10 protein-coding genes are annotated in these 14,389 nt (G+C 60.3%); all 10 read right to left on the bottom strand.

Annotated elements, in window-relative coordinates; translation table 11 throughout:
* Nucleotides 1-2,283, bottom strand: a complete 2,283-nt coding sequence (gene flhF / locus BLR71_RS07690) for a flagellar biosynthesis GTPase FlhF (RefSeq protein ID WP_092524761.1) — start codon at nucleotides 2,281-2,283, stop codon at nucleotides 1-3.
* Entirely contained in the window at nucleotides 2,280-4,364 is a 2,085-nt protein-coding gene (gene flhA / locus BLR71_RS07695; protein ID WP_092524763.1) for a flagellar biosynthesis protein FlhA, read from the bottom strand. The genes flhF and flhA overlap by 4 nt, the downstream gene beginning before the upstream one ends.
* Nucleotides 4,365-4,402: 38 nt before the next feature.
* Nucleotides 4,403-5,539, bottom strand: coding sequence for a flagellar biosynthesis protein FlhB (gene flhB, locus BLR71_RS07700; RefSeq protein WP_092524765.1), 1,137 nt, complete (start codon nucleotides 5,537-5,539; stop codon nucleotides 4,403-4,405).
* 230 nt (nucleotides 5,540-5,769) lie between these two features.
* Nucleotides 5,770-6,456, bottom strand: coding sequence for a protein phosphatase CheZ (gene cheZ / locus BLR71_RS07705; RefSeq protein ID WP_092524767.1), 687 nt, complete (start codon nucleotides 6,454-6,456; stop codon nucleotides 5,770-5,772).
* A 38-nt stretch (nucleotides 6,457-6,494) separates the two neighbouring features.
* Nucleotides 6,495-6,884 carry a chemotaxis response regulator CheY gene (cheY, locus tag BLR71_RS07710; protein ID WP_092524769.1) on the bottom strand — a complete coding sequence of 130 codons (390 nt, stop codon included), beginning with the start codon at nucleotides 6,882-6,884 and terminating at the stop codon, nucleotides 6,495-6,497.
* A 57-nt stretch (nucleotides 6,885-6,941) separates the two neighbouring features.
* Nucleotides 6,942-8,648 (bottom strand): methyl-accepting chemotaxis protein, encoded by a 1,707-nt coding sequence (locus BLR71_RS07715; RefSeq protein ID WP_092524771.1) that lies wholly within the window; start codon nucleotides 8,646-8,648, stop codon nucleotides 6,942-6,944.
* Between the two features lie 55 nt (nucleotides 8,649-8,703).
* Nucleotides 8,704-9,765 (bottom strand): protein-glutamate methylesterase/protein-glutamine glutaminase, encoded by a 1,062-nt coding sequence (locus tag BLR71_RS07720; RefSeq protein ID WP_092524773.1) that lies wholly within the window; start codon nucleotides 9,763-9,765, stop codon nucleotides 8,704-8,706.
* 141 nt (nucleotides 9,766-9,906) lie between these two features.
* On the bottom strand, nucleotides 9,907-10,728 hold the full coding sequence (locus BLR71_RS07725; protein ID WP_092524775.1) for a CheR family methyltransferase: 822 nt from the start codon (nucleotides 10,726-10,728) through the stop codon (nucleotides 9,907-9,909).
* 50 nt (nucleotides 10,729-10,778) lie between these two features.
* A complete protein-coding gene (locus tag BLR71_RS07730) occupies nucleotides 10,779-12,971 on the bottom strand; it encodes a methyl-accepting chemotaxis protein (RefSeq protein WP_092524777.1) in 2,193 nt (730 codons plus the stop codon).
* Nucleotides 12,972-13,066: 95 nt separating this feature from the next.
* Nucleotides 13,067-14,368, bottom strand: a complete 1,302-nt coding sequence (locus tag BLR71_RS07735; RefSeq protein ID WP_092524779.1) for a methyl-accepting chemotaxis protein — start codon at nucleotides 14,366-14,368, stop codon at nucleotides 13,067-13,069.
* Nucleotides 14,369-14,389: the final 21 nt, after the last annotated feature.

Here is a 14,389-nt window from a genome sequence, read left to right on the forward strand (position 1 = left end):
TCAACGCCCTGCCTGTTCACTAAAGTGGCGAATCGCTTCACGGGCATCCAGCACCTGTATCAAGCCCTCGAGCAGGCTCTTGGCACGGCGTGGGCGACGACCCGCTTGCAGTCGCAACAGATGCGCACGCACGTCCATGGCCCAATCCTCTTCGGCATGCTCAAGATGCAGCGCCAGGGCGGCAATGCCGGTCGCCATGAATACCCGCAGCTCGCTGTCGATGGCGAGCGGGCCATGCCCGGCAAGCTGCCGCGATGCCTGGCGAGCAAGCGTCGGCAGCTCATCGTTGCCAAGCTGCTCGAGCAATGCCGCTCGCCCAGCCTCGACCGACCACCAGGCCGGCGACAAGGCGTAACGACGAGTCAGCACCATGCCGCTATCGCGTCCACGCACTTCGGCGAACCAGGCACACAAGGCATCGCCGCCATCTTCCCCAGCCCCATGGCTCAAGACCTCAAGCCGGCTCAGCATGACCTTGGCCACCTGGCCACGATAGCGAATCAGTGCAGGCTCGATGGTCTGTGCCTCTTCAGCCAACCCGCTAAGGGGCAGGCGCTCGCCGCGATACAGCACGCGGTTATTGCCCTGTGCTTGGCTCATCCAGCCGCTGCTGCGCGCTTTAAGCCAGGCTCTTGTTCGCACATCCGGCAGCCGTGGGAGCAAGTGAGCGCCTACTTTTAACGTCGTCTCGGCCCACTCCATGCGAGCGCATTGGCCCGCCATCAGCCGGTGCTCGGGAAACGGCTGCACCGCCGGACGCCCGTCGCTACCGAGGGCCAGATGAGGTAGCGCCCAGTCTTCCCCCTGAAGCGTCGACGAACGCGCCCACAATAGCGTGGTCACCGGTGCCGGCACCCGCGCATGTAGAGGCGACAAGCGCTCTGAGTGCAGGCTGGGCGGAAGTGAACTGATCGCCCAGGCATCGGCAAGGGTGTCGAAGCCGGGCACCCGGGCATGCAGCATTTCCCAGATACTGCCAAGCGCCCTGCCCTGGCCTAAAAGCGCCGGCGCGCCTCGACTGGTGCTGGCCTGTGGCTCATCGGCCTGGGCATCGGCGAAGGGTGAAGGAGTCCCTGCGGCCAGCGCCTCTCGGATCAATTCTTGTCCATCAGCCAGTGCCAGGTCTTCGGGGACCCGCTGGCCATGAGACACGAAGTGCAGCGTCAAGCCATGCCGGATCAGCGTATCCAGCGCGCCACCCAGCCTAGCGGCTTCGTCCTGCTTGGTGAGAATGGCATCCTCTAGGCGTCCGCCTACGGCGCGGGCAGACTGTAAGTAAGTGGTCACCACCTCGTCGATTGTCTCGCCTTGGCTTGCGGCATTGAGTAGCAGCACCAAGCGGACGTCACGACTGTCGCCACGCAGATGCGCAATCTGTTCAAGCAGCCGGCGATCACGCTGGCTCATGCCCACGGTATCGACGATGACCAAGTGCTTGTCTACCAGCTTGGGCAAGAGACTTTCCAGCGGTCGGTCGGCTTCGAGCGCATGCATTTCGATGCCCATCAGGTCGGCATAAATACGCAGTTGGTCCTGGGCACCGATCCGGTAGGCATCGGTAGTGACCAGCACCGCCTGCTCTGGACCATGGCGCATCACATAGCGGGCGGCGAGCTTGGCCGTCGTGGTCGTCTTACCCACACCGGTAGGCCCCACCAAGGCAATCACTCCCCCCTGGTCGAGCAGCGCCTCGGGCTCCGATGTAACGGCAAGCCGGGCCACCAGTTGGCGTTGGACCCACGCCCGCTGATTCTCCTGGGACGTGTCAGCGAGTTCTGCAGGCAAAGCCGCCAGCAGCTCGGCGACCAACTCGTGGCCAAAGCCCGATGCCAACAAGCGGCGACGCAGATCGGAGGCAGGACCAGGCCCGGCGCGGTCTTGCTGCCCGAGCATCTGGCGCATTTCCTGCATTTCACCCAGCAGTTGTTGGCTGAGGGCGGCGAAGTCCTGGGGCGAAGAAACACTGGCGGCTGGCGCAGCCGCGGGCGGCTCGACGGCTGGCCGAGCATGCGCCATCAGCCCTGAAGAGGCGCGATGGGCGGCTCGCCAGTCAGGAACGCCGTCGCTTCCAGCGGAGGGCGCCGATTGCGAGGCAGACGGTGCCTGACGGGCAGCCGGTTCTGGTATCGCTGTAGCATCGGCGGCGTCATCGGCCATTGCCAGTATCTCGACGCCGTCTGCGACCGGACGATTCGCGAGGATAAGCGCATCGTCACCCAGCAGTGCCCGCACCTGGCGCATGGCCTCACGGCTGGTCGCCCCCAGGAAGCGTTTCACGCTCATCGATCACCTCCCACCATGCTGGTAATCCTTAGCGTCCGATCGTCGGGTATTTCGGCCTGAGACATCACCACCAGATGGCGCAGGCGTCGGCGCAGGAAGCGTGAGAGCAGCGCACGCAGGCTGTGCTGGACCACCAGCACCGGCGGCTCGCCGCTCTGCTCCTGACGTTCCAACGCCTTGGTGGCTTGCTCCATCAGGGTCTCGGCGAGGCCAGGCTCCAGAGCGCCACCGCTGTTCATGGCCTGCATCAGCACCTGTTCGAGCTTGGCATCCAGCCCGATCACATTCAGATCTCCCTGGGCCGGGAACCATTGTTGGGTGATCGCACGCCCCAGGGCGACACGCACCATGGCCGTAAGATCGCTGACGTCCACCTGGCCACCGCCATGTTCCGCCAGCGTATCGAGAATGGTGCGCATGTCGCGAATCGACACATCTTCCTCGAGCAGTTGCTGAAGCAGCCGCTGCAGCTGGGTGAGGTTGACGATCTTCGGCACCACATCTTCTACCAGGGACTTGTCCTCCGCGCTGAGCTTGTCGAGGAGCTGTTGCACCTCTTGGCGCCCCAACATCTCGCCGGCATGCTGATGCAGCAAGTGGTTGAGGTGCGTCGCGATGACGGTGCCGGCATCGACCACGGTGTAACCATAGACTTGGGCGTGCTCGCGCTGCGCGGCCTCAATCCACACGGCGGGCAGCCCAAAGGCGGGATCCTCGGTCCGAGTGCCTTCGAGCTGACCCGAGACCTGGCCGGGGTCGATGGCCAACCACTTGCCGGGATAGGCTTCGGCTTGACCGATTTCTACCCCCTTGAGGGTGATCACATAAGTATTGGCGCCCAATTCGAGGTTGTCGCGGATATGCACGACTGGCGGCAGGAAACCGACTTCCTGGGCATATTTCTTGCGCACGCTCTTGATGCGCCCCAGCAGCTCGCCCTGCTGACGGTGGTCCACCAGAGGGATCAACCGGTGCCCCACCTCGAGGCCAAGGGTGTCGACCAGTTGGACATCGTCCCAGCTGGCTTCGGGGGCTTCCTGAGCGGGCGGTGGGGCAGTTGAAACCGCTTCTTCGGTGACGCGTTTTTGCTCGTTACGCTGCAGCCACCAGGCCAGGCCGCCGAGCAGCACGGTAAAGATCAAGAACACCAGGTTGGGCATGCCCGGTACCAGGCCCAGCAGCCCCATGACCCCGGCGGCCAGCCACAATACCTGGGGGTTGATGAATAGCTGGCTGATCATCTGCTGACCGACATCTTGATCGGTGGTCACCCGGGAGACGGTCACGCCAGCAGCGGTAGAGATCACCAGCGCAGGGATCTGTGCGACAAGGCCATCGCCGATGGTCAGCAGCGTGTAGGTCTTGGCTGCGGTAGCGAAGTCTAGGTCATGCTGCATCATGCCGATCAGCAGCCCGCCGATGATATTGACCACCATGATGACCAGGCCGGCCATGGCATCGCCACGCACGAACTTGCTGGCACCGTCCATGGAACCGTAGAAGTCGGCTTCCTGAGACACATCGGAGCGACGCTGGCGAGCTTCGTCCTCACCGATCAGGCCGGCATTGAGGTCGGCATCGATGGCCATCTGCTTGCCGGGCATGGCGTCGAGCATGAAGCGAGCGCCCACCTCGGCGATACGCCCGGCGCCCTTGGTGATGACCATGAAGTTGATGATGACCAGAATCAGGAACACCACCAGGCCAACAGCGAAGTTGCCGCCGACCAAAAACTGACCAAACGCCTCGATGACCTTGCCTGCCGAATCGCCCCCCTCATGCCCTTCCATCAGCACCACACGGGTCGAGGCCACATTCAATGACAGACGCAACAAGGTGGTAAACAGCAGCACGGCTGGAAAGGCCGCGAAGTCGAGCGGCTTCTGGGTGAACATGCTGACCAATAGCACCATCACCGCCAAGGCGATGTTAAAGGTGAAAAGAAGGTCCAGCGCGAAGGGAGGCAGCGGCAGGATCATCATCGACAGAATCATGATGATCAGCAGTGGGCCTGCCAGCAGCTTCATCCGCATGTCACCCAATAGATCCATGCGGCCCAGATAGTCTGTCAGCGCTCTCATCGAGGCTCCTTGGTCATTTCATCGCTCGGGGCGTCAGGCTAGGACCCATCATCCAGCTCGCTGGGGACCGGCAGATCATGAGGCGTCTCCGGCAACTCGCCGCCCTCTTCGCGAACACTCTTGAGGCGCATGGACCAGGCCAGAACCTCGGCCACGGCTGTGTAAAGCGCCATGGGCACCTCTGCATCGAGATCGACATGGCCGTGCAAGGCGCGGGCCAACGGCGGCGCTTCGAGCATCGGGACACCATGCTCTTCGCCCAACTCACGGATCCGCTTGGCGACCTCATCGGCGCCCTTGGCCACTACCCGCGGAGCGGCCATCTTGCTCTGGTCGTAGCGAAGTGCCACGGCATAGTGTGTCGGGTTGGTCACGATAACGTCGGCTTCCGGGACCTTGCTCATCATCCGGTTACGCGCCATGGCCTGTTGCTGCGAGCGAATGCGACCCTTGACTTGCGGATCACCCTCGGACTCCTTGTGCTCCCGCTTGACCTCGTCCTTGCTCATGCGCAACTTCTTGGTATGGCTCCATAGCTGAAAGGGGACATCGATGAGCACCGCCACGATCAGCGTCAGTATCATCAAACCGCTGGCCGTAGCGGCCAGGCTCATGGCATTGGCCAGGGCTTGCTTGACCGGCTGACTCATCAGCGACATGAACTCGCCTAGATGAGTCACCAGAAACCATGCCCCCACGCCGCCTACCAGCACCGACTTGGCAATCGCCTTGGCAAGCTCAGCCAGGGCTTGAGTCGAGAAAAGTCGCTTCAGGCCCTTGAGAGGATTCAGCTTGGAGAGCTGCGGCTGCAGCGACTTGGCCGATATCAACCACCCCCCCAGCAGAGCCGGCGCGGTCAAGGCCACGAACACCAGTAGCAGGAACAGCGGCAACAGCGAGAACAAGGCATTTTGCCCAAGCGTCCAGGCGTGGGTCAGCATGGGCATCACTTCGAGTGCCTGGCGACGCTCGAACAGAAACGACTGCTCCATCACCGTGCCAAGCTGGTTGTACAGACTGCTGCCCATCGACCACAGACCAATGACACCCGCCAACAAGAGCATGAAGGTCGCAAGCTCTCGCGAACGGGCTACTTGGCCGTCTTCACGCGCCTTCTGTTCTCGTCGGGGCGTAGGGTCTTCTGTTTTTTCGTCATCACTGCTTTCATCGGCCATAAGCCATAACCAGCGGGCCTTTGCGGAGAGGGCAATTCGATGCTGATCATTGTCGAGAAAGCGGGGAAGGGGCGATGCGTCAAATAACGCGACGTATTAGGCCTTATTCAGGCGCATGCGTCTTACCACTAAGCTTGAACAAGCATCAGTGAGGCGGGAGGAATGACCCAATGCGGTCTTTCATGCATGAAACTCCGCCGAACATGACGATGTTCGGCGGAGCTCAGGATTTAGAAACCCAGTTCATCCAGGAGGTCATCGACCTGGTCCTGACTGCTGACCACATCCGGCGCCTCCGGCTTGACCTGAGGGCCATTGAGAAGTGAGGCCTCACGCTTAGCATCAGCCTCCCACTGCCCTTCGGCGCGACGCTTCATCTCGTCGCGTCCCTGTTCGGCGGGCACGCTGTCGAGCAGCACCTGTACCAACTGATGCTCGATCTCGCGGATGACATCCATCATCTTCTTGATCACCTGGCCCGTCAGGTCCTGAAAGTCCTGGGCCATCATGATTTCCATCAGTTCCTTCTGCGTCCCTTGCGTGTTTTCGGGCACCTCAGCGAGATAGCTACGGGTATCAACCACCAGTTCGCGAGCTTCATCCAACTCTTTCGGCGCTTCGAACCACTCAGCCCAGCGCTTGTCGAGCGCCGTGGCCCGGGACTCGAGGTCATCCTGCAGCGGCTGGGCGCGATCAATGGCATTGAGTGCTCGGTCCGCCGCCTGTTCGGTCATCGAGGCCACGTAGTTCAGACGATCCCGCGCGTCCGGAATCGCCTCGGCCGCCTTCTCGATTTCCTGGTCAAGCCCGAGCTCGCGCATGTTCTCGCGCAGCATGCGCGTCAGTTGCCCAATGCGCTTCACCAGGTCTTCGCTGCCACCGCCGGTGGTAGACGCCTGTTGAGCATTTTCGCTCATGATCGTTTCTCCTGCCGAGGGCAAGCCCCTCGTCGTGATTACATGCCGAGCTTTTCGAAGATCTTGTTCAGCTTCTCATCGAGCGTCGCGGCGGTGAACGGCTTGACCACATAGCCATTGGCGCCAGCCTGAGCGGCGGCGATGATGTTTTCCTTCTTGGCTTCGGCGGTCACCATCAGTACCGGCAGATCTTTGAGGCTATCGTCGCCGCGAATCTGCTTGAGCATCTCCAGACCATCGAGATTCGGCATGTTCCAATCCGATACCACGAATTCAAAGCCGCCTTGCTTGAGCTTATTCAGCCCGTCCTGACCGTCCTCGGCCTCTTCCACATTCGTGAAGCCCAGTTCCTTGAGTAGGCTGCGCACGATGCGCCGCATGGTGGGAAAGTCGTCCACCACCAGAATTCTCATATCTTTATTGGCCATTTCAACCTCTTACGTCATGTCGTCATTATCAAGGCCGGCGGACGTGCCGGCCCGTTATCAGAATTCTTCCCAGTCGTCTTCGGCCGTGGCCTTGTGACGGGTTGCCGGCACCTGATGCGCGGGCGCCGAGCGCGTCAGTCCAGAGCGGCGCTCTTCCGAACGCCCGGGCTGAAAGGCCGTCTTCTCAGCGGGCAGTGCCTGAGCGGTGCCGCCCGCCAGACGGAAGACCGCCACCGCCTGCTCGAGACGACTGGCCTGCTCCTCGAGAGAAGCCGCTGACGCCGCCGCTTGCTGGACCAGCGACGCATTCTGCTGCGTCACCTGATCCATCTGGCCAACGGCCTGGGTGACCTGCTCGATACCGTCGCTCTGTTCCTGCGAGGCCGCCGAGATTTCATCCATGATGTCGGTCACACGCTTAACGGCATTCACCACTTCCTGCATGGTCTGCCCTGCCTGCTCGACCAAGGTGGAGCCTTGTTTGACCTGGCCCACAGAGTCGTCGATCAGGGTCTTGATTTCCTTGGCGGCCGAAGCGCTGCGCCCCGCCAAATTACGCACCTCTCCCGCGACCACGGCAAAGCCTCGGCCCTGCTCACCGGCCCTTGCAGCCTCGACAGAGGCATTGAGCGCCAGGATATTGGTCTGGAAGGCAATCGAATCGATAACGCCCGTGATATCGGCAATTTTCTGAGAGCTTTGCGAAATCCCCTGCATGGTGGTGATGACGCGATCAACCACCTCACCGCCCTTACCTGCCGTGCTCGATGCCTCTAAGGCAAGACCGCTGGCCTGACGGGCGTTGTCGGCATTCTGCTTAACGGTGGTGGTTAGCTCTTCCATGCTCGAGGCGGTCTGTTGAAGTGACGCCGCCTGCTCTTCGGTGCGCGATGACAGATCGGCGTTGCCGCTGGCGATTTCCCGCGTTCCGACATGAATCGAGCTGCTACTATCGCGCACCGTCCCCACGGTTTTAGCAAGCCCCTGCTGCATGTCGCGCATGGCCGCGAACAGCTTGCCGATCTCACTTTTCGTGGTGGCACGTATATTTTCAGTGAGATCCGCCTTGGCGATGCGCTCGAGCGTCACTACTGCCGAGTTCAGCGGTTGAATCACCATGCGGCGCATGGCCACGTAGATCAGCACCAGAATGGCCGCCGCCAATAGCAGGGCAGCAAGGCCGATCAGCTCGAAGGTCTGGGCACTGTCGTGGTAATCATCGGTAAGCGCGTCACCGCGCTGACCCGCATAGCGCACGAAGCCGGTAATGGCTTCGTCCAAGGCATCACTTGGCTGCGCCAGATCCCTGGTCAGGCTGTCGAACTGCATGATGTTGCGTGCGTCCAACGCCTCATGCTCGGAGCGAACCATTTCCAGTACGGTAGGGAACTGCGCCTTGACCTGTTGAACGGCCTCAGCCCCGGACGTGGTCACCGGTACGGAAACGAAGTTCTGGTAACGCGCCTCGGCCCGCTCGTACTGGTCCTTGGCGTCGGCTAACTTGGCGCTTGCCTGATCGGTTCGCCCCACCAGCAACAGCTTAGAGGCCGTCATCAATTCCAGCCGAGCCCCTGTCAACAAGGCATCGGCGCGATTGAGCTCGTTGAGCTGCTGGACATTGATCTGATCGATGGTGGCGAAGGTCTCTCCCGCCTTTTGGTTAGCCGTCTGCCCCAGGAAAGCAACCAACCCGATCAAAAGAGCAAAGACCACCAGTACAGTGGTAATCAACGCGTGAATACTTAGGTTTCTAAACAGCCGCATTGTCGTGAACTCCTTTTCATATAACCGTGTTGTTTTGATGATTATGGAGCCGATATCACACGCGCTGTGCGCGGCCTGAAGCTGCCACCAATTTCAGTAAACGAGGCGCGATGGCATCGAGAGGCAGCACTTCGTCGGCGGCCCCCAAGGCGATGGCTTCACGCGGCATACCAAAGACAACACAGCTTTCCTCGTCCTGAGCCACCGTGGCGGCACCGGCATTGCGCATGGTCAATAAACCGGCGGCACCATCCTTGCCCATGCCGGTCAGCAGCACCCCTATGGCGTTGCGTCCGGCTTGCTTAGCGGCCGATTCAAAGAGCACATCGACAGAGGGACGATGACGATTGACCGGCGGGCCGCTATCGAGGCGTACCACATAGTTGGCGCCGCTGCGTGCCAACTCGAGGTGCTGATCGCCCGGAGCAATATAGGCATGGCCCGGTAACACACGCTCCCCGTCATGGGCTTCCTTGACGCGAATCTGGCACAGCTTGTCCAAACGTTCGGCGAAAGAGCGCGTGAAACCGCCCGGCATGTGCTGAGTGATCAAAATTGCCGGCGCATTGGACGGCAAGGGCTCGAGCACATGGCGAATAGCTTCGGTCCCCCCGGTTGATGCCCCGATGATCAATAGCTTTTCGCTGGACATCATCGGCGCCTTGAGGGTTTGCGGCGTCGGGCGGTCTTTCTGGCGCACTTGACGTGGCCGAGAACGCGCAGCGGCGCGAATTTTCTCAGCGATCAGCTCGCCATACTCCATCATCCCGCTGCGAATACCCATGGAGGGCTTGGCGAGGAAGTCCAGCGCTCCAAGCTCCAGGGCACGCAATGTCACCTCTGACCCCGCCTGAGTCAGCGACGAGACCATCAGCACCGGCATGGGTCGCAGGCGCATCAGCCGCTCGAGAAAGTCCAGGCCGTCCATGCGTGGCATTTCCACGTCCAGGGTCAGCACATCAGGGTTATGCTGCTTGATCAGATCCCTTGCCACTAGCGGATCGGGGGCCACAGCCACCACTTCCATGTCCGAGTGCTGGTTAATGATTTCGCTGAGCAGGTCGCGTATCAGCGCCGAATCATCGACGCAAAGCACCTTGATCCTGGCTGAGCTCAAGGCAAATCTCCTTTGTTAAGTGCCGGCTGTCGCAACGAAGGCGTCATCAAGCCGGCATCTTTTATGTTATCGGCTGCCGTGAGGCCAGCTTTAACCGCCCAATGCACCGGCAAACTAAACGAATCCGCAACTGCCACTGCATTAGGCTCGCGGTGAGAGGGTATAGACAGTCTGACCACGCAGTCTGAATGCATCGCTGATATAGGAGAAGTTCTCCGAATGCCCGGCGAACAGCAGACCATCGGGCTTTAACAGAGGTGCAAAGCGCTGAAGAATCTTCGCCTGCGTGGTCTTGTCGAAGTAGATCATCACGTTACGGCAGAAGATGGCATCGAAGGGGCCCTCGATCGGCCAGCCCGGAGCGAGTAGGTTCAAGGACTTGAACTCGACCATCGAGGCCACCTCGGGGCGCACCCGGGCAAACCCGGCCCGCCGTCCGCTCCCCTTCTGGAAGAAGCGCTTGATTCGCCCTTCATCGAGCTTAGCGACCTGGTCCATGGCATAGATGCCATCCCGGGCTCGATTTAGCGCATCGGAATCGATGTCGGTAGCCACCACCTTGCATTGCTCGGCGCGTGACCCCAAGGCTTCCCGCAGCGTCATGGCAATCGAATAAGGCTCTTCACCCGTTGACGCAGCAGCACTCCAGACGCGCACAGTGTCTCGCCGCTCGGCCACATGCTTGGACAGCAGGGGGAAGTGATGCGCCTCGCGAAAGAATGCCGTCAAGTTGGTGGTCAGGGCATTAGTGAAAGCCTCCCATTCACGTGCCTCGGGCTGCCGCTCGAGGCGGGCCAAATAATCACTGAAGTGAGTCAGGCCATGATGACGCAACCGCTTGGCAAGACGGCTGTAGACCATCTCGCGCTTGTGCTCCGCGAGCACGATTCCCGCTCGCTGATAGATGAGCTCACGGATGCGGGTAAAGTCCTTCTCGGTGAGCACCAGGTCTCGCTCGGCCATGGAGGCCGACCAACCTCCCTGGCCGGCCGCCTCATGGGATACATGACTGTTCAAAAGGCCTCCCAATCATCGTTGGCATTCGCCAACTGACGATGCTGCTTCAACGCCTGGTTTGAGCTACGCGAATGCTGCTCACCTGATGACGACTTCTTAGCACCTGCGGAGGACTGCCCCAACGCCGGCGCGTTACTGACCTTGCTGGGGACCCGCTGGACTTTTTCCGCACCTTCGCCGCGCAGACGGAACGCAGCAATGGCCGTACTCAAAAGAAGGGTCTGGTGTTCGAGCTCTGAGGCGGCGCGCGCCGAGGACTGCACTCGAGTGGCATTCTGCTGGGTCACCTCGTCCATCTGGGCGATCGCCTGGTTAATCTGGGTAATACCGCTGCTCTGCTCCTCTGAGGCAGCAGTGATCTCGCCCATGATGTCGTTGACACGCGTCGCCGCAGACACGACCTCGCCAATGGCCGCTTCTGCTGATTTGACCAGCCCCGCACCGCTGTCGATTTCCGTTGCCGATCCGGAGATCAGCTCGCGAATCTCCTTGGATGCCGAACTGCTTCGACCCGCCAGGCTGCGCACCTCTTCGGCGACAACGGCAAAGCCACGACCGTGTTCACCGGCTCGAGCCGCCTCCACTGAGGCGTTGAGCGCCAAGATATTGGTCTGGAAAGCAATCGATTCGATGACATCGATAATCTCGGTCATCTTGCGCGAACTTGCCGTAATGCGCTCCATGGTATCGACGACCTGGTTCATCAGCTCGCCGGCATTGCCTACCTGGGTGGCATTTTCCACGGCAAGGGTGCTGGCCTGACGCGCATTTTCGGCGTTCTGTCTGACCGTAGTGGTCATCTCTTCCATGCTGGAGGCCGTTTGTTGCAACGAGGCGGCCTGCTGCTCGGTGCGCGATGACAGATCTTCGTTACCCTGCGCGATATCGCGAGCCGCTGGCCCAACCACCTCAACGCTGCCATTGACGTCACCAATGATAGTGCCGAGGCTCTTGCGCATCGTATTCAGTGCGACGATCAAGCGACCGGTCTCATCGTCGCGATGCGTCGGAACATTAGCCGCGAGGTTGCCCGCGGAGATTTGCTGAGTGAACTGCATCGACTCACGTAGCGGCTTGAGCAAGGCGCGAATGGTCAGCATGCCGAGCAGCGCAAGCACCAGCAGCCCGACCGCAAGCAATCCCCCCTGAATCAGGACCATCCGTTGCTGATCTTTCTCAGCCAGGTTAGCCAGGCTGGCGGCGTGTGCCTGTTTGTCAGCCACCAGTTCATTGATGGTATTGGAGAGTTCATCTCCCTTGGGGCGCAACACTTCATTGAAGGCGACATAGCCGTTGTAAAAGTCTCCCGAGTCAAGCGCTGCTACGACCGCATTGAGACCGTCATTAATATAGACATCGAGACCGTCGGCGAACGCCTGCTCAGTCGGCGAGAGGGTGGCACCTTCATCAATAAAACCGCCCCAGGCAGCGTCAAGCTTTACCACCAGCTCATCGACCGTGACCTTGAGACTATCCACATCGGCAGACATCGGGTTGCTGACAGGCTCACTGAGCCGGTCGCGTGCCTGAGTCATCAACTGCTCGATACGCTGTAAACGTGCCACATCTTCCAGGCCATCCTGATTGATCTCATTGATGCGCTCGCCGGCAACATTGAGACTAAAAAGCCCCAAGCCGCTGCTAGCCAGCAGCAGGAACGCCGAAACGGCGACCATGGTCGTCAAGCGAGCACGCATACTGCGCAGGTTGATTTGCCGCAGCCGGCCAAACACACCTCGACGCCGCAATCTACCTCGGTCGAGTGTCAAATGCTTGCCGCGACCCTCACGAATAAGCGCATAACTCCGCTCTGCTTCCTCTATCGCCTCGCGTGTCGCCTGAACTCTTAACGAGGCATAGCCGACTAGCTCTCCCTCTTCGATGATCGGGGTGACGCTAGCATGGACCCAGTAATGATCCCCATTCTTACAACGGTTCTTGACCAGCCCTGACCACGATTCTCCTGACTTGAGGGTCTCCCACATGTTGGCGAAGGCTTCCACCGGCATGTCGGGATGGCGGACCAAGTTGTGTGGCGACCCTAGCAACTCTTCTTGGGAGAAACCGCTGATCTCGATAAAGCCAGGGTTGGCGTAGGTGATGCGCCCCTTGGTATCCGTTCTCGAGATCAGAAAGTCATCTTCTTTCAGTTCTACTTCTCGCTGCGTCACAGGCTGGTTATTGCGCATCTATTCCTCCTTGCATCGGACCTTGTGGGCCCTAGCAGGCTTGCTTGTTATATTCAGATTCAGTGGTCTAGCGTGGGCTAGGCATTTTTAAACGCCTAAAAGGACGACCAATCCTCGTCAGGAGACGCAGAGGATCTGGCCGTTCGATTCGATTGGTGGTCAGCCTTGCCGACGAGCTGAGGCATCCAGCGCGCAAGCTCCGCATCATCGTCGTGTCGATGATTCGCGGTCGCCGTGTCGGTGCGAAAATCGGATACCGGCTCGCTGGACTGGCTGCCAAGACGGAACGTCGCAACGGCCGTATGCAACTGCTCGGCCTCTCGCTCCAACTCGCTGGCAGCATTGGCGGCCTGCTCGACCAGCACGGCGTTCTGCTGCGTCACCTGATCCATCTGGGTCACAGCCTGGTTGACCTGACCGATGCCATGACTCTGCTCCTGGGAGGCGGCCGCAATTTCATCCATGATGTCGCTGACACGCTGAACCGCGGAAACGATCGCCTCCATGGTCTGGCCCGCGCGATCGACGAGCGCGGTGCCTTCTGTTACGCGGGCCACGGAGTCTTCAATCAGGCCGCGAATTTCCTTTGACGCGCCGCTGCTGCGTCCAGCCAAGTTGCGCACTTCTTCAGCGACGACAGCAAAGCCGCGACCATGCTCACCTGCCCGCGCCGCCTCGACGGAGGCATTGAGTGCCAGGATATTGGTCTGAAATGCGATCGAGTCGATCACCTTGATGATCTCGCTGACCTGGTGCGAGCTGTCGTTGATACCGCGCATGGTGCCAACCACTTCGCTCACCACCTCTCCACCGCGGCGTGCGGTATGAGACGCATCAACAGCCAACTGGCTGGCCTGACGGGCATTATCGGCGTTCTGACTGACCGTCGAGGTCAGCTCTTCCATGCTCGAGGCCGTTTCCTGTAGAGAGGCCGCCTGCTGCTCGGTACGAGACGACAGGTCAGTATTACCTTTTGAAATTTCCTGCGAGTGACGGTGAATGGTCTGGCCTCCTTGGCGAACCTTGCCAACGGTACGCCCAAGGCTTTGCTGCATGTGATCCATCGCCGCGAAAAGACGACCAATCTCATTGTTCCCGCGCTTTTCAACGGCGCCAGAAAGATCCCCTTTAGCCATGCGCTCGAAATGCCCGACAGCCCGTTCCAGTGGGCGGATGACATTCACCGTGACGCCCCAAAGCACCAGAGCAATGGTGATAAAGGTCACACCCAGTACGAGAAAGATGCCAGCCTCGACCAGTCCGGCTTTCTCATCCACCGCCCCTGTATCACTCACGGCATAAAACCCAAGCGCACTGAGCACGAGGATCAGGCTGGTGAACATGAGCAGCACCAATCCCCAGCTCATCCGCACCGTCATGTTGTCAATCAACTTCATGCAAACCCCTTCCCTTTAGTA

The organism is Onishia taeanensis (assembly GCF_900100755.1).
GTDB lineage: Bacteria > Pseudomonadota > Gammaproteobacteria > Pseudomonadales > Halomonadaceae > Onishia > Onishia taeanensis.